This window comes from Methylobacterium sp. 190mf, assembly GCF_900107945.1.
Classification (GTDB): Bacteria; Pseudomonadota; Alphaproteobacteria; order Rhizobiales; family Beijerinckiaceae; genus Methylobacterium.
The window spans coordinates 1-16,117 of sequence record NZ_FNVI01000015.1 but is presented as its reverse complement, the minus strand read 5'-3'; the positions used below and the strand labels follow the sequence as shown (position 1 = coordinate 16,117).

22 protein-coding genes are annotated in these 16,117 nt (G+C 70.1%); 7 read left to right on the top strand and 15 right to left on the bottom strand.

What is annotated here, in order from left to right; translation table 11 throughout:
* Positions 1-8 precede the first annotated feature (8 nt).
* Both C4T42_RS18275 and C4T42_RS18270 read right to left on the bottom strand, forming a co-directional pair.
* Complete coding sequence (locus tag C4T42_RS18275; RefSeq protein ID WP_020094245.1) at positions 9-245, bottom strand: hypothetical protein; 237 nt, start codon at positions 243-245, stop codon at positions 9-11.
* 113 nt (positions 246-358) lie between these two features.
* Positions 359-1,633, bottom strand: coding sequence for a hypothetical protein (locus C4T42_RS18270; RefSeq protein ID WP_020094246.1), 1,275 nt, complete (start codon positions 1,631-1,633; stop codon positions 359-361).
* A gap of 332 nt (positions 1,634-1,965) precedes the next feature.
* Between C4T42_RS18270 and flgB the strand changes: the two genes are divergently transcribed.
* The 7 genes from flgB (at position 1,966) to C4T42_RS18235 (ending at position 8,423) form a co-directional block, all read left to right on the top strand.
* Complete coding sequence (gene flgB, locus C4T42_RS18265; RefSeq protein ID WP_056533882.1) at positions 1,966-2,367, top strand: flagellar basal body rod protein FlgB; 402 nt, start codon at positions 1,966-1,968, stop codon at positions 2,365-2,367.
* Between the two features lie 65 nt (positions 2,368-2,432).
* The gene (gene flgC, locus C4T42_RS18260) at positions 2,433-2,840 is read left to right on the top strand and encodes a flagellar basal body rod protein FlgC (protein WP_020094248.1); all 408 of its coding nucleotides are present in this window, start codon (positions 2,433-2,435) and stop codon (positions 2,838-2,840) included.
* 44 nt (positions 2,841-2,884) lie between these two features.
* Positions 2,885-3,199, top strand: coding sequence for a flagellar hook-basal body complex protein FliE (fliE, locus tag C4T42_RS18255; protein ID WP_012319201.1), 315 nt, complete (start codon positions 2,885-2,887; stop codon positions 3,197-3,199).
* A gap of 48 nt (positions 3,200-3,247) precedes the next feature.
* Complete coding sequence (gene fliQ, locus C4T42_RS18250) at positions 3,248-3,514, top strand: flagellar biosynthesis protein FliQ (RefSeq protein ID WP_012319200.1); 267 nt, start codon at positions 3,248-3,250, stop codon at positions 3,512-3,514.
* Positions 3,515-3,565: 51 nt separating this feature from the next.
* Entirely contained in the window at positions 3,566-4,327 is a 762-nt protein-coding gene (gene fliR / locus C4T42_RS18245; RefSeq protein ID WP_042675345.1) for a flagellar biosynthetic protein FliR, read from the top strand.
* Between the two features lie 53 nt (positions 4,328-4,380).
* Positions 4,381-5,448: a flagellar biosynthesis protein FlhB gene (gene flhB, locus C4T42_RS18240; RefSeq protein ID WP_020094251.1), complete on the top strand. Its 1,068-nt coding sequence runs from the start codon at positions 4,381-4,383 to the stop codon at positions 5,446-5,448.
* Positions 5,449-5,627: 179 nt separating this feature from the next.
* Entirely contained in the window at positions 5,628-8,423 is a 2,796-nt protein-coding gene (locus C4T42_RS18235) for a PAS domain-containing sensor histidine kinase (RefSeq protein ID WP_081636496.1), read from the top strand.
* Positions 8,424-8,546: 123 nt separating this feature from the next.
* Here C4T42_RS18235 and recA read toward each other — a convergent pair whose 3' ends face one another.
* From recA to C4T42_RS18170, 13 genes are all read right to left on the bottom strand, one after another.
* Entirely contained in the window at positions 8,547-9,638 is a 1,092-nt protein-coding gene (gene recA, locus C4T42_RS18230; RefSeq protein ID WP_026605101.1) for a recombinase RecA, read from the bottom strand.
* A 487-nt stretch (positions 9,639-10,125) separates the two neighbouring features.
* Positions 10,126-10,389 carry a 30S ribosomal protein S17 gene (gene rpsQ / locus C4T42_RS18225; RefSeq protein ID WP_020094254.1) on the bottom strand — a complete coding sequence of 88 codons (264 nt, stop codon included), beginning with the start codon at positions 10,387-10,389 and terminating at the stop codon, positions 10,126-10,128.
* 21 nt (positions 10,390-10,410) lie between these two features.
* On the bottom strand, positions 10,411-10,626 hold the full coding sequence (gene rpmC / locus C4T42_RS18220) for a 50S ribosomal protein L29 (protein ID WP_020094255.1): 216 nt from the start codon (positions 10,624-10,626) through the stop codon (positions 10,411-10,413).
* Between the two features lie 12 nt (positions 10,627-10,638).
* Complete coding sequence (gene rplP / locus C4T42_RS18215) at positions 10,639-11,052, bottom strand: 50S ribosomal protein L16 (protein ID WP_012319193.1); 414 nt, start codon at positions 11,050-11,052, stop codon at positions 10,639-10,641.
* An 11-nt stretch (positions 11,053-11,063) separates the two neighbouring features.
* Positions 11,064-11,810, bottom strand: a complete 747-nt coding sequence (gene rpsC, locus C4T42_RS18210) for a 30S ribosomal protein S3 (protein WP_012319192.1) — start codon at positions 11,808-11,810, stop codon at positions 11,064-11,066.
* Positions 11,811-11,820: 10 nt separating this feature from the next.
* Entirely contained in the window at positions 11,821-12,207 is a 387-nt protein-coding gene (rplV, locus tag C4T42_RS18205) for a 50S ribosomal protein L22 (RefSeq protein WP_012319191.1), read from the bottom strand.
* Between the two features lies 1 nt (position 12,208).
* Complete coding sequence (rpsS, locus tag C4T42_RS18200) at positions 12,209-12,487, bottom strand: 30S ribosomal protein S19 (protein WP_012319190.1); 279 nt, start codon at positions 12,485-12,487, stop codon at positions 12,209-12,211.
* A gap of 5 nt (positions 12,488-12,492) precedes the next feature.
* A complete protein-coding gene (gene rplB / locus C4T42_RS18195; protein WP_020094256.1) occupies positions 12,493-13,329 on the bottom strand; it encodes a 50S ribosomal protein L2 in 837 nt (278 codons plus the stop codon).
* Positions 13,330-13,354: 25 nt separating this feature from the next.
* The gene (locus tag C4T42_RS18190; RefSeq protein WP_020094257.1) at positions 13,355-13,651 is read right to left on the bottom strand and encodes a 50S ribosomal protein L23; all 297 of its coding nucleotides are present in this window, start codon (positions 13,649-13,651) and stop codon (positions 13,355-13,357) included.
* A complete protein-coding gene (gene rplD, locus C4T42_RS18185; protein ID WP_020094258.1) occupies positions 13,648-14,268 on the bottom strand; it encodes a 50S ribosomal protein L4 in 621 nt (206 codons plus the stop codon). Before rplD ends, C4T42_RS18190 begins: the two co-directional genes overlap by 4 nt.
* A complete protein-coding gene (gene rplC / locus C4T42_RS18180) occupies positions 14,268-14,993 on the bottom strand; it encodes a 50S ribosomal protein L3 (RefSeq protein WP_020094259.1) in 726 nt (241 codons plus the stop codon). Before rplC ends, rplD begins: the two co-directional genes overlap by 1 nt.
* Before the next feature lie 51 nt (positions 14,994-15,044).
* Positions 15,045-15,353: a 30S ribosomal protein S10 gene (gene rpsJ, locus C4T42_RS18175; protein ID WP_007569268.1), complete on the bottom strand. Its 309-nt coding sequence runs from the start codon at positions 15,351-15,353 to the stop codon at positions 15,045-15,047.
* An 80-nt stretch (positions 15,354-15,433) separates the two neighbouring features.
* A partial coding sequence (locus C4T42_RS18170; RefSeq protein ID WP_244603223.1) for an EF-Tu/IF-2/RF-3 family GTPase occupies positions 15,434-16,117 on the bottom strand: 684 nt, incomplete at its 5' end.

The following is a 16,117-nucleotide window of genomic DNA, read 5'->3' as shown; positions in this document are numbered from 1 at the left end:
CGCCGGCCTCAGCGGCCGGCGCGATCCTGAGCCGCCGCCACGGTGGGCTCGAAGCGCCCGAGGAAGCGCGTCCGCTCCCACAGCTCGATCGCGTCGCGCCCGACCATCGCCCGGGCGCGGCGGCGCGCCTGCGTGTCGTCCTCGGCCGACAGGATCTCGGCCGCGCGGACGCGGCCCGCCCGGTCGAGCCGGAAGGCCCTGTAAGCGCGGCTCCGGTGAGCCGTTCCAGCATCCAGCGCGAGCATAGCGACATCCTCCGGGCCGGAACGTCCCGGAAGATGGTTAACCGTCGGTAAATCGCGGTTCTCGCGATCGAGGACGCGGTCCCGACGCGCCCGCTCGGCGGGGGCGGAGCTCCTCAGCTCCGCTTGTCGAGCGGGCGACCGAGGAGGCGGGCGAACTCGGCCTCGATCTCCTCCACCGAGAACGGGTTGCCGGATCCCTTCGCGTCGGGCGTGGGCGCGGACGGCGGCGGCGGCGGGGGGGCCGGCACGGGCGGAGGGGGTTCGACCTTGGGCATCGCCGGCGGCGGCACGGGTTTGGCCGGAGGCGGAGGCGGAGGCGGCGGGGCCTCCGGCTCTTCGACCGGGGCGGGGGCGGGCACCGGCTCGACCGGGACGCTCGCCATCGCGGCGGCCAGCGGATCGACGCCCTCGGGCGCCGGCGGGGCGGGCGCGGACTGCGGCGGCGGCGTCACGGCCGAGGACGAGCGCGACAGGGCGGCCTGGAGCTGCCGGGCCATGTCGGACAGGACCACCGGATCGACCGACTTGCGCTCGGAGGGCACCGCGAGGCTCGGGGCCAGACGGGCGGGCTCCGGCTCCGCCGGTGCCGGCTCGGGCTTGCGCTCGGAGGCCGGGTTGGGCCGCGGCTCGATCAGCGGCGGCGCGGTCCGGCTCAGGATCCGCCGCGGGGCGACCGGCTCGCGCGGCGGGGGCGCGGGCGGCTCCACTGCCGGCGGCGCGACCGGCGGCGACACCATCGGCGGCGGCACCACCGGCTCGGGCGCGGGCGGCGCCGGGGGTTGAGGCGCGGGCGGCTGGGGCGGCGCTGCACTCAGAGGTGCGGTGACGTCCTGGCCGGGCTCGTCGCCGCCGAACAGCCCGGGATCGAGGGGCAGAGTCACGGGCGGAGCGGAGGCCGAGCGCGGCACCGGCGACGGCACCACCACCGGCATCGCGAAGCCCGGATCGAACAGCGGTTCCGCGCGCCGGCCGCCAGATTCCGGCAGACCGCGGGGCGGCTCGGGCAGGCGGCCGCCCTGGACGAGGGGGTCCGGGAGCGGCTCGTCCAGCGGCTCCGGCGCCAGCTCCGGCCGGATCGCCGCCTCCGGCAGGGGCCGCTGGCCGCGCTGGATATTGCGCTCGACCACCACATCGTTGGGGCCGCCTACGAGGAGCAGGTGCTCGACATTGTCCCGGCGCAGAAGGATGAGCTGCCGGGCCCGGTCGAGCTCGTACACGTCGACGATCCCGAGCCGCGGCTGGCGCCCGCGGCTCCCGGACCGCCCCGGCAGGGCGAGGCTCCGGCCGGTGAGCCGGCGCACCGTGAACACGATCGCCGCGAGCGCCGTGAAGATGACGGCGAAGATCACGATATACTGGACGATGGGGGAGCCGTCAGAGCCGAACACGGATTGCAGCCATCGCAAGATTACGCACTCGCACGTTCCGACCGCCGCGGGTGCGCGCCGGCACGGACTTGATCCATACCACGCCGGAGGGGCGGCAAGGCAAACGACGTTAAGAGTTCGTTAACAGACCTTTTAATTGAGCGCGCGCAAGACAATAGGTCGGGACTGCGCCGCCGGCCCGGCCGAACCGGGGGTTCACTCCCCCCGTGGCGCGAGCTGATGCGGGCACCGGCCGGCCCGGAGATCGGGCTTAACGCGCCGTTAACCATGCAGGCGGCAGATTTTGCCGAGCCCGCTCGTCCCGGCGCGGCCACGCCATCCCGGAGGCGACCATGGCCCTCACCGATCTGCCCGTGCTGAGCATGCTGCGCACGCGGATGCAATGGGCGCAGGCGCGCCAGGGCGTGATCGCCGAGAACGTCGCCAACGCCGACATGCCGGGGTTCAAGCCCCGCGACCTCGTGGAGCCGCGCTTCGACCGGGCGACCGGCGCCCTCGCCACCAGCGGCTCCGGCCTGACGCTCACGAGCGCGGGCCACATGGCGCCGCCCGGTCAGACGGTCGGAGCCGACTCCAAGCGCGCCAAGGGCTTCGAGGTCCGGCCCAGCGGCAACGGCGTCAACCTCGAAGACGAGATGATGAAGGCCGGCGAGAACCAGGCGGACTACCAGCTCGCCGCCTCGCTGTACCAGCACAGCCTGACCACCCTGAAGATCGCGATCGGCAAGAGCTGACGCGCGACGGCCGAATGTGGAGCGCCGACGGCCGCGGGGTCGCGGCAGCGGGAGGGTCCTGAGCCATGGAATTCACGAAGTCGCTGGCGGTGGCGGCCGCGGGCCTCAAGGCCCAGTCGGGCCGGATGCGCATCATCGCCGAGAACATCGCCAACGCCGATTCCGCGCCGGCCTCCGCCGGGGCGCAGCCCTACCGCCGCAAGATCCCGACCTTCACCAGCCACCTCGACGACGAGACCGGTGCCAAGCTCGTCGAGGCGGGGCGCGTCAGGCGCGACCCGTCGGCCTTCCGGACCAAGTACGAGCCCGGCAACCCCGCGGCCGACGCCCAGGGCGTGGTGCAGATGCCCAACGTCAACGCGCTGATCGAGAACATGGACCTGCGGGAGGCCCAGCGCTCCTACGAGGCGAACCTCAACATGATCAGTGCCACCCGCAAGATGCTGGCGCAGACCCTCGGCATCCTGAAGTGACCCCCGAAGCCCGCGGCAGGACCGCTTAGCAAGGACGCATGGCGATGGCTTCGAGCAACTTCGCGGCGGGTGCCTACGCGGCCGTCCAGGGCCTCGCCGGCGGCCGGCCCGCCCCCCGGGTGCAGCCGACGACCGGCACCGGCACCGATTTCATGCAGATGCTCGGGCAGACCCTGGACAGCGTCGGCGATGCCGGCCGTCGGGCCGATTCCCAGGCCGTCTCCGCGGCCGCCGGCAAGGCCAACGTCGTGGACGTGGTCACCGCGGTCGCCGAGAGCGAGACGGCCCTTCAGACCATGGTGGCGGTGCGCGACCGCATGATCTCCGCCTACGAGGAGATCATGCGGATGCAGATCTGACCGGCCGACCGTTTCCCCGCCCGCTCCCCCCGCACTGAGCGCATCCCCATGACCGGCCTCGCCATCCTCGACATCGCCCGCGACGGCATCTTCGTGTTCCTCAAGGTGGCCGGGCCCCTGATGCTGGTCGCGCTCGCGGTCGGCCTCGCCGTCTCCCTGGTCCAGGCCCTGACGCAGATCCAGGAACAGACGCTGATCTACGTGCCCAAGGTCGTGGCGGTGTTCGCCGCGCTCCTGCTGATGCTGCCCTTCATGGGCGACGCCATGGCCGGCTACATGACCCGCATCGCCGCCCGCATCGCGGCCGGCGGCTGATGCGCCCGCCGGCCGGGACAGGCGCGGCCCCCGCGTGCCATAGGGGCCGCGATGAACCTGCTCCTGCCCGGCATCGCCTCGGCCTACCTGATCACCTTCGCGCGCATCGGCACGCTGATCATGCTGATGCCGGGGATCGGCGAGCAGACGGTGTCGCCGCGCCTGCGCCTCGCCTTCGCGCTGCTCACGTCCCTGGTGTTGTTCCCGACCGTGCGCCCGCTGCTCGGCGGCACGGAGGGCGTGGCCGGCCCGCGGCTGATCGGGCTCCTGTTCGGCGAGACGATCATCGGGCTGGTGCTCGGCCTCACGGTGCGGATGATCCTCGCCGCCCTTCAGACCGCCGGGGTGATCATCTCGGCGCAGGTCGGGCTGTCCTACGCGATGACGGTGGATCCGAGCCAGGGCGGCCAGCAGGTGGCGATCGGCAACTTCCTGTCGTTGCTCGGGATCACGCTGATCTTCGCCGCGGACCTGCACCATCTCGCCATCGAGGGCGTGGCCCGCAGCTACGTGGTGCTGCCCCCCGACGGCGTGCCGTCCTTCTCGGACGCGCTGATGCTGGCCACGAAGGCGCTGGCCCGGGGCTTCACCCTGGCGGTGCAGATCGCCGGCCCGTTCATCGCCTTCGGGATCCTGTTCAACCTGGGTCTCGGCGTGCTGTCGCGGCTGATGCCTCAGATGCAGGTGTTCTTCCTGGCGGTCCCGGCCTCGGTGCTGATCGGCATGCTGCTGCTGATGGGCTGCCTCGGCGTCATGATGGGCGTCTTCCTGGACGACCTGGGCCGGTATCTCGGGGATTACGTCGGCCGCTGAGCGGCCGGACCGCCCGTGCCCCGACGATGCCCACGCTCTGAGCCCGACGCGCGATGGCCGACGATACCGACGACGAGGACAAGACCGAGGAGCCGTCCCAACGACGGCTCGATCAGGCGATCGAGCGCGGCGACGTCGCGACCAGCACCGAGATCAACACCTTCGCGATACTGGCCGCGTTCACCCTGGCGCTGCTGGTCGCGGCCCCGACCATCGCCACGAACCTGCTGCACGGGCTCAAGGCCTACCTCGCCAACGCCCATACCCTGCCGGACGACGCCACGGCCATGAAGGCGGCCATGACGCGCGGCCTGTGGCTGTGGCTCCAGGCGGTGGCGGTGCCGGTCGGGCTGGCGGTCGTGGCCGGGCTGGCCGCGGGGCTCCTGCAGCACCCGCTGGTCTTCTCCGCCGAGACGCTGATGCCGAAATTCTCGCGCCTCTCGCCGATGGCGGGCGTGAAGCGCCTCCTCGGCGTCGAGGCCCTGTTCCAGTTCGGCAAGGGGCTGGCGAAGATCGCCGCCGTGGGCGTGGTCGGCGCGGTGATGCTGTGGAACGACCGCGACCGGCTGGAAGTGTTCGCCCAGCTGGACCCGGCCGCCTCCATGCCGGCGATCCTGTCCCTCAGCCTGAAGCTGCTCGCCGGCATGCTGTGCATGCACCTCGCGATCACCCTCGGCGACGCGCTCTACGCGCGGTTCCGCTGGCGCAAGCGCCACCGGATGTCGAAGGAGGAGCTGAAGCAGGAGATGAAGGAGTCGGAGGGCAATCCCGAGGTGAAGGGTCGCCTGAAGCAGCTCCGGATGGCCCGGGTGAAGAAGCGCATGATGGCCGCGGTCCCCACCGCCACCGTCGTGGTGACGAACCCCACCCACTACGCGGTGGCACTGCGCTACGAGACCGGCATGGCCGCGCCGGTCTGCGTGGCCAAGGGCGTCGACGCGCTCGCCCTGCGCATCCGCGCGGTGGCGGCCGAGCACGGGGTCGCGGTGATCGAGAACCCGCCGCTCGCCCGGGCGCTCCACGCCACCGTGGAGATCGACCGGGAGATCCCGGCCGAGCACTACCGCGCGGTGGCGGAGGTCATCGGGTTCGTGCTGCGCCTGCGGAGACGGGCGGCGTAGCCCCGCGCGATCCGCGCGCCGCGCCGTCTCGCCGAACGCCCGGTGGGGCGAAAGCCACGCTTCCTCCACCTTTTTTCGCGAGGCTGTGTCAAGGCTTGGCGCGACGAGACTGATGCCGCGCCCCGCATGTCCTGATATGGCCGGCGGACTAACCGGGTGACTGTTCTGGAATGAAGCCGATGGCCGACGTCACTGGACCTCCGGCGCCCGCCGCGGGCCCGCAGAATTCGGGTCCCCCGGTCGCGCAGGCCTCGTCCCTGCTGGGAACGGGCTCGATCGACCGCTCGGAACAGCCGGGCCGGGTCGGCCTGCTCCTCGTGCTCGCCGGCCTGCTGGTCGGCGCGGCCATCGGCCTGTCCTTCGTGGCCAACGAGCAGGCCCAGTCGCTGATCGTCTGGCTGCTGGCCCTGCTGGCCATGGCGGGCGTGTTCTTCCTGTTCGCCCTCGCCATCGGGGCGCTCCAGCTCAGCGGCAGCGCCGCCCGGGACGACATCACCAAGGGCATCGTCGACGCCTCGCCGGACGGCCAGCTGGTCGTCGAGGACGGCGGCCGGCTGATCTACGCCAACGAGGCCTATCTCCGGATCGCCAGCGGCGACACCTTCTCCAACCTCGTGCCGGTGGAGCGCATCCTCGTCGGCTCGCCGGAGGTCTCCGAGGCGGTCTACCGCCTGTCGCAGGCCTCACGCGACGCCCGGGCCCACACCGAGGAGGTGCGGATGTCGCCGCCCCTCGGCCCCACGGCCGGCGAGCGCGGCTTCGGCTGGTACCGGGTCTCGGTGCGGCCCCTCGCGCGCCCGCGCCGGTCGGCCTCCCTCTGGACGGTGGCCGACATCACTGCCGAGCGGGAGCGGCAGGAGAACGTCTTCCAGGAGCTCCAGCACGCCATCGACTACCTCGACCACGCCCCGGCGGGCTTCCTGTCGATCGATCCGGCGGGCGCCATCGTCTACATGAACGCGACCCTGGCGGCCTGGCTCGGCTACGACCTCGCCAGCGTCGGCCCCGGCGGCCCGCACCTCACCGAGATCGCCCCGGAGGCGGACGTGCTGGTGCGCACGGCCGGCCTGCCGGGCGAGGTCCGCACCGACCGCTTCGACCTCGACCTGCGCCGCCGCAACGGTCACACCCTGCCGGTCCGGCTCTACCACCGGGTCGCCTTCGGCAAGGACGGCAAGCCCGGCTCGTCGCGGACCTTCGTGATCAACCGCTCCGCCGGGGCCGAGACCGACGAGCCGCAGCGCGCCGCCGAGGTCCGGCTCGCCCGCTTCCTCAACAACTCGCCGATCGCCATCGCGACCCTCGACAGCGGCGGCCGGATCGCCCGCGCCAACGCCTCGTTCACGCGCCTGTTCGGCACGGTCCCGCGGCAGGCCGACGACGGCGCCCCGGACGGGGAGGGTGTCCCGCGGGTCGAGCCCAACGTCGCCGACTCGGTGGCCGACCGGACCGCCCTGGAGGCCGGGCTCGCCCGCGCCGCGAGCGGGCGGACGGATCCGGAGCCCATCGAGGTCCAGCTCAACGGGCCCGGCGGCCGCTCGGCCCGGGTCTGGCTCAGCCCGGCCGACGGCGGCGATGCCGGCCAGCAGACCGACGAGGCCGAGCGGGTGATCCTCTACGCCCTCGACACGACGGCGCAGCGCCAGCTGGAGCAGCAGGTCGCCCAGGCCCAGAAAATGAACGCGGTCGGCCAGCTCGCCGGCGGCATCGCGCACGACTTCAACAACGTCCTGCAGGCGATCATCGGCTACTCGGACCTGCTGCTCGCGAGCCACCGGCCGACCGACCCGGCCTTCCAGGACATCATGCAGATCAAGCAGAACGCCAACCGGGCGGCGGGCCTCGTCCGCCAGCTCCTGGCGTTCTCCCGCCGGCAGACGCTGCGCCCGGAGGTGATGAATGTCGGGGAGGCGCTCTCCGAGCTGACCCTCCTCCTCAAGCGGCTGCTCGGCGAGCGCGTCGCGCTGGAGCTGAAGCACGGCCGCGAGGTCTGGCCCGTGAAGGCCGACGTCAACCAGTTCGAGCAGGTGATCGTCAATCTGGCGGTCAACGCCCGCGACGCCATGCCGGAGGGCGGCAAGCTGATGATCCGCACCGAGAACGTCTCCGATCCGGGGGCGGCCGCCGGGGCGGAGGGGCGCGGTGGGGCGCCGGCGGGCGACCACGTGCTGATCGAGGTGCGCGACACCGGCCAGGGCATCCCGCCCGAGCTGATGGAGAAGATCTTCGAGCCGTTTTTCACCACCAAGGAGATCGGCAAGGGCACCGGCCTCGGGCTCTCGACGGTGTTCGGCATCGTCAAGCAGTCCGGCGGCACCATCGACGTGCAGTCGAAGGTCGGGGAGGGCACGGCCTTCCGCATCTACCTGCCGCGTCACGTGCCCGTGGCGGAGCCCGAGGAGGTGCCGGTCGCGGCCGCCGAGCCGGCACTTCCGCGCGCGGAGCCGCTCGCGCCGGCTTCCACCACCGCCCATCCCGATTCCGGGTCGGACGCCAAGCCGGTCACCGCGCCGGCCGCGGGCGGCGACGCCGCTGTGCCGAACGGGAAGACGCCGCCCGCCAAGGTCGACAAGCCGGCGCCGCGCAAGCCCGCCGCCGATCATACGGGGCAGGGGACCATCCTGCTCGTCGAGGACGAGGACCCGGTGCGGGCGGTCAACAGCCGGGCGCTCTCGGCCCGCGGCTACACGGTGCTGGAGGCGGCCTCGGGCCTCGAGGCCCTGGCGATCGTCCGCGAGGGCGCGCAGACCATCGATCTCGTCGTCTCCGACGTGGTCATGCCCGAGATGGACGGCCCGACGCTCCTGCGGGAGGTGCGCAAGCATCAGCCCGACCTGAAGGTGATCTTCGTGTCCGGCTACGCCGAGGACGCGTTCCGCAAGAACCTGCCCGAGGGCGAGACCTTCAACTTCCTGCCCAAGCCCTTCAGCCTGAAGCAGCTCGTCGAGACCGTGAAGAAGACGATGGCGGACTGACCGGCCCCTCGCTTCCGCTCACCGTCGCTCAACGAAGAGCGGCCCCGGAGAGACTCCGGGGCCGCGCATCTTCGAACGTCGCCAAGTCCGCCGCGCGCCGTCGCCGGCCCGCGGCGGCGCGGCCTAGGCCTCGCCCTCGTCGAGATCGTCCGCCGTCGGCGCGGCGTTCTCAAGGATCTTCTCGGCGACCAGACCGGAATTCTGCCGGATCGAGCCCTCGATCTCGGCGGCGATCTTCGGGTTGTCGCGCAGGAAGCCCTTCGAGTTCTCGCGACCCTGGCCGAGGCGCTGGCTGTTGTACGAGAACCAGGCGCCGGACTTCTCGACGATGCCGGCCTTCACGCCGAGGTCGATCAGCTCGCCGACCTTCGACACGCCCTCGCCGAACATGATGTCGAACTCGACCTGCTTGAAGGGCGGCGCGACCTTGTTCTTCACCACCTTGACGCGGACCTGGTTGCCGATCGCCTCGTCGCGGTCCTTCAGGGTCGAGATGCGGCGGATGTCGAGGCGCACCGAGGCGTAGAACTTGAGGGCGTTGCCGCCCGTGGTCGTCTCGGGGCTGCCGTACATGACGCCGATCTTCATCCGGATCTGGTTGATGAAGATGACCATGCAGTTCGAGCGCGAGATCGAGCCGGTCAGCTTGCGCAGGGCCTGGCTCATCAGGCGGGCCTGGAGGCCCGGCTGGCTCTCGCCCATCTCGCCCTCGATCTCGGCCCGCGGGGTCAGCGCGGCCACCGAATCGACCACCAGCACGTCGATGGCGCCCGAGCGCACCAGCGTGTCGGTGATCTCGAGCGCCTGCTCACCCGTGTCGGGCTGGGAGATCAGCAGGTCGTCGAGGTTCACGCCGAGCTTGCGGGCGTAGACCGGATCGAGGGCGTGCTCGGCATCCACGAAGGCGCAGACGCCGCCCTTCTTCTGGGCCTCCGCGATCGTGTGGAGCGCCAGCGTCGTCTTGCCGGACGATTCCGGACCGTAGATCTCGATCACCCGGCCGCGCGGCAGGCCGCCGACGCCGAGCGCGATGTCGAGGCCCAGCGAGCCGGTCGAGACGGTCTCGACCTCCTGGACCTTGTCGTTCTTGCCGAGCCGCATGATCGAGCCCTTGCCGAAGGCGCGCTCGATCTGAGCCAGGGCAGCGTCAATGGCCTTGGACTTGTCCTTGTCCACCGGGGGCATGTCGACCACTTTCAATGCGGGCTGGGCCATCTGGCGGGCTCCTTATGAAGGGGTTGGACGCAGTTCACAACGCGCGTCGCCACCGCCTTTATGTACCCGTTTTGTTCTCAGCCAGCAAGGCCGGAACGCCGTTTTGCTGGACGCAAGTCACGAAATCCCGGCTCGAGCCCCGGATGCCCCGCGACAGCAATCCAATCCGGTAATCGCCCGCGAGGACCCGTACGAACGCCGACACAACGCGCCGGGACGGGACGACCGCCAGCCGCAATGGCGACGCCTCCCGCGGTCCCGCAGCAGGCTCGGCCCGCCGGCGACCAGGACCCAACCGCCAGACATGCCGCCGAAAACGACGACGCCCGGCACGAATCCGGCTCTCGCGAGTCGAATTGCGTCCGGGCGTTCGTCGTACCGGTCGCCGGGCATCCCCGGGATGGTCACCCCAAAGGAGGCACCATCCCGCGACGCCGCGGGCCGGGATCTGGCGGACGCGGAGACCGCAGCCGCCGGGATCCCGGGATCAGGCGGCCTCGCCGGCCTCGGCCTGGGCGGCCTCGCCCTCGACCAGCTTCCAGGTCTTGGTCTTGGAGAACGGACGGCACTCCTCGATGAACACCGTCTGCCCGACCTTGGCGACGTTGCCCTCGTCGTGCGCGTGGTAGTTCTTCGACCGCCGCACGGTCTTCTTCATCACCGGGTGCGTGAAGCGGCGCTCCACCTTCACCACGATGGTCTTCTCACCCTTGTCGCTGACGACGGTGCCCTGCAGGATGCGCTTCGGCATGGTTGTCTCCTAAAACCCGCCTCAGCCCTTGGCCTGCTGCAGCGTCTTGGAACGCTGCAGAGTCCGGACACGGGCGATGTCGCGACGGACCTCGCGGACGCGGGCGACGTTCTCGAGCTGGCCGGTGGCCCCCTGGAAGCGCAGGTTGAACTGCTCCTTCTTGAGGTTGATCAGCTCGTCATTCAGCTGATCCGGCGACAGCGCCTTCAGATCAGACAGTCTCTGGGTCGACTTCACGATATCCTCCGTTCAGTCGGCGATGCGCTGGACGACCCGCGTGCGGATCGGGAGCTTCGCGGCGCCGAGGCGGAGCGCCTCCTTGGCGATGTTCTCGGCAACGCCGTCGACCTCGAACATGATCCGGCCGGGATGGACCCGGGCCGCCCAGTAATCCGGGGCGCCCTTACCGGAGCCCATACGGACCTCGGTCGGCTTCGACGAGACCGGGACGTCCGGGAACACCCGGATCCAGACGCGGCCCTGGCGCTTCATCTCGCGGGTGATCGCGCGGCGGGCCGCCTCGATCTGGCGGGCGGTGACGCGCTCGGGCTCCACCGCCTTCAGGCCGAACTGGCCGAAGTTCAGCTCGAAGCCGCCCTTGGCCGCACCGTGGATGCGGCCCTTGAACTGCTTGCGGAAGCGGGTCTTTTTCGGTTGCAGCATGGCTTCCTACCTTACGCGTGCTCGCGCTCGCGGCGTCCGCGCTCGCGGCCGCCCTCGCCATCGCGCTCACGGCGTCCGCCGGAGCGGCCGCCCTCTTCCTGGGCCTTCTTGTCCTGGGCCATCGGGTCGTGCTCGAGGATCTCGCCCTTGAACACCCACACCTTGATGCCGCAGGTGCCGTAGGTCGTGAACGCCGTAGCGGTCCCGTAGTCGACATCGGCGCGCAGCGTGTGCAGCGGGACGCGGCCCTCGCGGTACCATTCCTGGCGGGCGATCTCGGCGCCGCCGAGACGGCCCGAGCAGTTGATCCGGATGCCCTCGGCGCCCAGACGCATGGCCGACTGCACGGCCCGCTTCATGGCACGCCGGAAGGCGACGCGGCGCTCGAGCTGCTGGGCGATCGAGTCGGCCACCAGGGTGGCGTCGATCTCGGGCTTGCGCACCTCGACGATGTTGATGGTCACGTCGGCCTTCGTCATCGTGCCGACGAGCTTGCGCAGCTTCTCGATGTCCGCGCCCTTCTTGCCGATCACCACGCCCGGACGACCCGAGTGGATGGTGACCCGGCACTTCCGGTGCGGGCGCTCGATGACGATCTTGGAGACCGCCGCCTGCTTGAGCTGCTTCATGAGGGCGGCGCGGATCGCGACGTCCTCGTGCATGAGCTTCGCGTAGTCGCCCTTGTTGGCGAACCAGCGGGAATCCCAGGTCCGGTTGATGCCGAGCCGGAGACCGATCGGGTTGACTTTCTGACCCATCAGATCCTCCTCAAGCCGCTTCGGCTTGGCGGACTTCGCGAACCACGATGGTGAGGTTCGAGAAGGGCTTCAGGATGCGCGCGCCGCGGCCGCGGGCGCGAGCGTGGAAACGCTTGAGAACCAGCGCCTTGCCCACGAAGGCCTGGGACACGACGAGGTCGTCGACGTCCAGGTCGTGGTTGTTCTCGGCGTTGGCGATGGCGCTCTCGAGGCACTTCTTGACCTCGGTCGAGATCCGCTTGCGCGAGAACTGCAACTCGGCGAGCGCCGTGTCGACCTTCTTGCCGCGGATCATCTGCGCCACGAGGTTGAGCTTCTGCGGGCTGACGCGCAGCATGCGCGCGACGGCCTTCGCCTCGTTCTCGGGGAGCGCGCGGGGGGTGGCTTGCTTGCCCATCTCAGCGCCTCTTCGCCTTCTTGTCGGCCGCGTGGCCCGGGAAGGTGCGGGTCGGCGAGAACTCGCCGAACTTGTGCCCGACCATCTCCTCGGTGACGTAGACCGGGATGTGCTTCTGCCCGTTGTGCACACCGAAGGTGAGCCCGACGAACTGCGGGAGGATCGTGGAGCGGCGGCTCCAGATCTTGATGACCTCGGAGCGCGAGGAGCCCCGCGCCGCCTCGGCCTTCTTGAAGAGGTAGCCGTCGACGAACGGCCCCTTCCAGAGAGAGCGTGCCATAGCGATTACTTCTTGCGGTTGTGGCGGCTGGACAGGATGAACACGTCGGTCCGCTTGTTGGACCGGGTCTTCTTCCCCTTGGTGGGCACACCCCAGGGCGTGACCGGGTTGCGGCCGCCCGAGGTGCGACCCTCGCCGCCGCCGTGCGGATGGTCGACCGGGTTCATCGCCACACCGCGGTTGTGCGGGCGCTTGCCGAGCCAACGGTTGCGCCCGGCCTTGCCGAGCGAAATGTTCATGTGGTCCGGGTTCGAGACCGCGCCGACGCTGGCGAAGCACTGGCCGTGGACCAGGCGCTGCTCGCCCGAGTTCAGGCGGAGCGTCACGTAGCCCTGGTCGCGGCCGACGATCTGCGCGTAGTTGCCGGCCGAGCGGGCGATCGCGCCGCCCTTGCCGATCTTCAGCTCGACATTGTGGACGATCGTGCCTACCGGCATCGAGCCGACCGGAGCGGCGTTGCCCGGCTTGATGTCGACGCTCTCGCCGGCCACCACCTTGTCGCCCGGCTGCAGGCGCTGCGGGGCCAGGATGTAGCTCTGCTTCCCGTCGGGGAAGTTGATCAGCGCGATGAACGCCGTGCGGTTCGGATCGTACTCGATCCGCTCCACCGTGGCGGCGACGCCGAGCTGCTCGCGACGCTTGAAATCGACGTTGCGCAGCACGCGCTTGTGGCCGCCGCCGCGGAAGCGGACGGTGATGCGGCCGAGATTGTTGCGGCCGCCGGAGGACGACTTGCCCTCCGTCAGCGCCTTCACCGGCTTGCCCTTGTAGAGCTCACGGCGGTCGACGAGCACGAGCTGGCGCAGGCTCGGCGTGACCGGTTTGAATGTCTTCAAGGCCATCGGCTTGGATCCCTAAATCCCGTCCTCAGAGCCCGGTCGTGACGTCGATCGAGTGGCCCTCGGCCAGGGTCACGATCGCCTTCTTCACGTCGGAGCGCTGTCCGCGGAGACCGCGGAAAATCTTCTTCTTACCCTTGGTGACAAGGGTGTTCACGGCCGTGACCTTCACGTCGAACAGCTTCTCGACGGCCTCCTTGATCTGAGGCTTCGTCGCCTTGGGGGCGACGCGGAAGACGACCTTGTTCTGCTCGGTCAGGTTGGTCGCCTTCTCGGTGATGACCGGGGAGACGACGATGTCGTAGTGGCGCGGATCGGCACTCATTTGAAACGCTCCTCCAGCGCGTCGACGGCAGCCTTCGTCAGGACGAGCGTGTCGCGGCGCAGGATGTCGTAGACGTTGATGCCCTGCACGGGCAGCACGTCGATCTGCGGGATGGCGCGGGCGGCCCGGCCGAAATTCACGTCGACCTCGGCACCGCCGATGATCAGCGCGTTCGAGAGGCCCATCTTGCCGAAGCGCTCGATGAGACCCTTGGTCTTGTGATCCTCGATCTTGATGTCGTCGACGACGATCAGGGTCGAGGCCTTGGCCTTGGCCGACAGGGCGTGGCGCAACGCCAGCGCGCGGACCTTCTTGGGCAGGTCGTGGCTGTGGTCGCGCGGCACGGGGCCGAAGGCGCGCCCGCCGCCGCGGAACTGCGGCGCCGAGGCCGCGCCGTGGCGGGCGTTACCGGTGCCCTTCTGCTTGTAGAGCTTCTTGCGGGTCCGGTTCACGTCCGAGCGGTTCTGCACGGCGTGGGTACCGGCGCGCCGCTTGGCGAGCTGCCAGCGGACCATGCGTTGCAGCAGGTCGGCGCGCGGCTCCAGGCCGAAGATCTCTTCGTTCAGCTCGACCGAGCCGGCGCCGGCACCGTCGAGGGTTTTGATATCGAGCTTCATCACGCGGTCTCCTCAGCCGCAGGGGCCTCGGTCGCCGGGGCGGAGGCGCCGTTCTCGCGGAACTTGCCCGGCAGCGGAACGTCGGCGGGGAGCTTGCGCTTCACCGCGTCGCGGATCTGGATCCAGCCGCCGGCGACGCCCGGGACCGCGCCCTCGACCAAGATCAGGCCGCGCTCGGGATCGGTGCGCACGACGCGCAGGTTCTGGGTGGTGACCCGCTCGACGCCGAGGTGACCCGGCATCTTCTTGTTCTTGAAGGTCTTGCCCGGGTCCTGGCGGCCGCCGGTCGAACCGATCGAGCGGTGCGAGATCGACACGCCGTGGGTGGCGCGCAGGCCGCCGAAGTTCCAGCGCTTGATACCGCCGGCGAAGCCCTTACCGGTCGTGGTGCCGGTGACATCCACGAACTGGCCGGGGATGAAGTGGTCCGCGGTGATCTCGGCGCCGACCGGGATCAGCGCGTCCTCGGACACGCGGAACTCGGCGAGCTTCTTCTTCGGCTCGACCTTGGCGACCGCGAAGCGACCCCGCTCGGCGGCCGAGACGTTCTTGACCTTGGCCTTGCCAACGCCGACCTGCAGCGCAACGTAGCCGTTCTTCTCGACGGTGCGGTGGGCAACCACCTGGCACTGATCGATCTTGAGCACGGTGACGGGGACATGCTCCCCCGCGTCCGTGAAGACGCGGGTCATGCCGACCTTCTGTGCGATGACGCCTGAGCGCATAGGTTCTCTCCCTCGCGCGATGAAACGGTAAGCTCTAAGTCCTCAGCGGACTCAGAGCTTGATCTCCACGTCCACGCCAGCGGCGAGGTCGAGCTTCATCAGCGCGTCCACGGTCTGAGGCGTCGGATCGACGATATCGAGCACCCGCTTGTGCGTGCGCATCTCGAACTGCTCGCGCGACTTCTTGTCGATGTGGGGCGAGCGGTTCACGGTGAACTTGGCGATGTGCGTCGGGAGCGGGATCGGGCCGCGGATGGTCGCGCCCGTACGCTTGGCCGTGGAGACAATCTCCTTGGTCGACGCATCGAGGATGCGGTGATCGAACGCCTTGAGGCGAATGCGGATGTTCTGACCGTTCATGATCCTGGAACCTTGAGAGGGACGGCGGGGTACGCGAGGCCTTCACCCCGCCGCGCCCTGCTAAGGATGCTTGCTCGAGCTCAGTCGTTGATGGCGGCGACGACGCCGGCGCCGACGGTGCGGCCGCCCTCGCGGATGGCGAAGCGCAGCTTCTCCTCCATGGCCACCGGCACGATCAGCGCCACGTCCATGGTCACGTTGTCGCCCGGCATCACCATCTCGGTGCCCTCCGGCAGCGTGCAGATCCCGGTCACGTCCGTGGTCCGGAAGTAGAACTGCGGCCGGTAGTTGGTGAAGAACGGCGTGTGGCGGCCGCCCTCCTCCTTGGTCAGGATGTACGCCTCGGCCTTGAACTTCGAGTGCGGCTTCACCGAACCCGGCTTGCACACGACCTGGCCGCGCTCCACGTCCTCGCGCTTCGTGCCGCGCAGCAGCACGCCGACGTTGTCGCCCGCCTGCCCCTGGTCGAGCAGCTTGCGGAACATCTCCACGCCCGTCACCGTCGTCTTGGTGGTCGCCGGGATGCCGACGATCTCGACTTCCTCGCCCACCTTCACGATGCCGCGCTCGACGCGACCCGTCACCACCGTGCCGCGGCCCGAGATCGAGAACACGTCCTCGATCGGCATCAGGAACGGCATGTCGATCGGACGCTCCGGCTGCGGGATGTAGCTGTCCACGGTCGCCATCAGCGCCAGGACCGCCTCCTTGCCGATCTTCGGCTCCTTGTCCTCGAGCGCCATCAGCGCCGAGCCCTTGGTGAT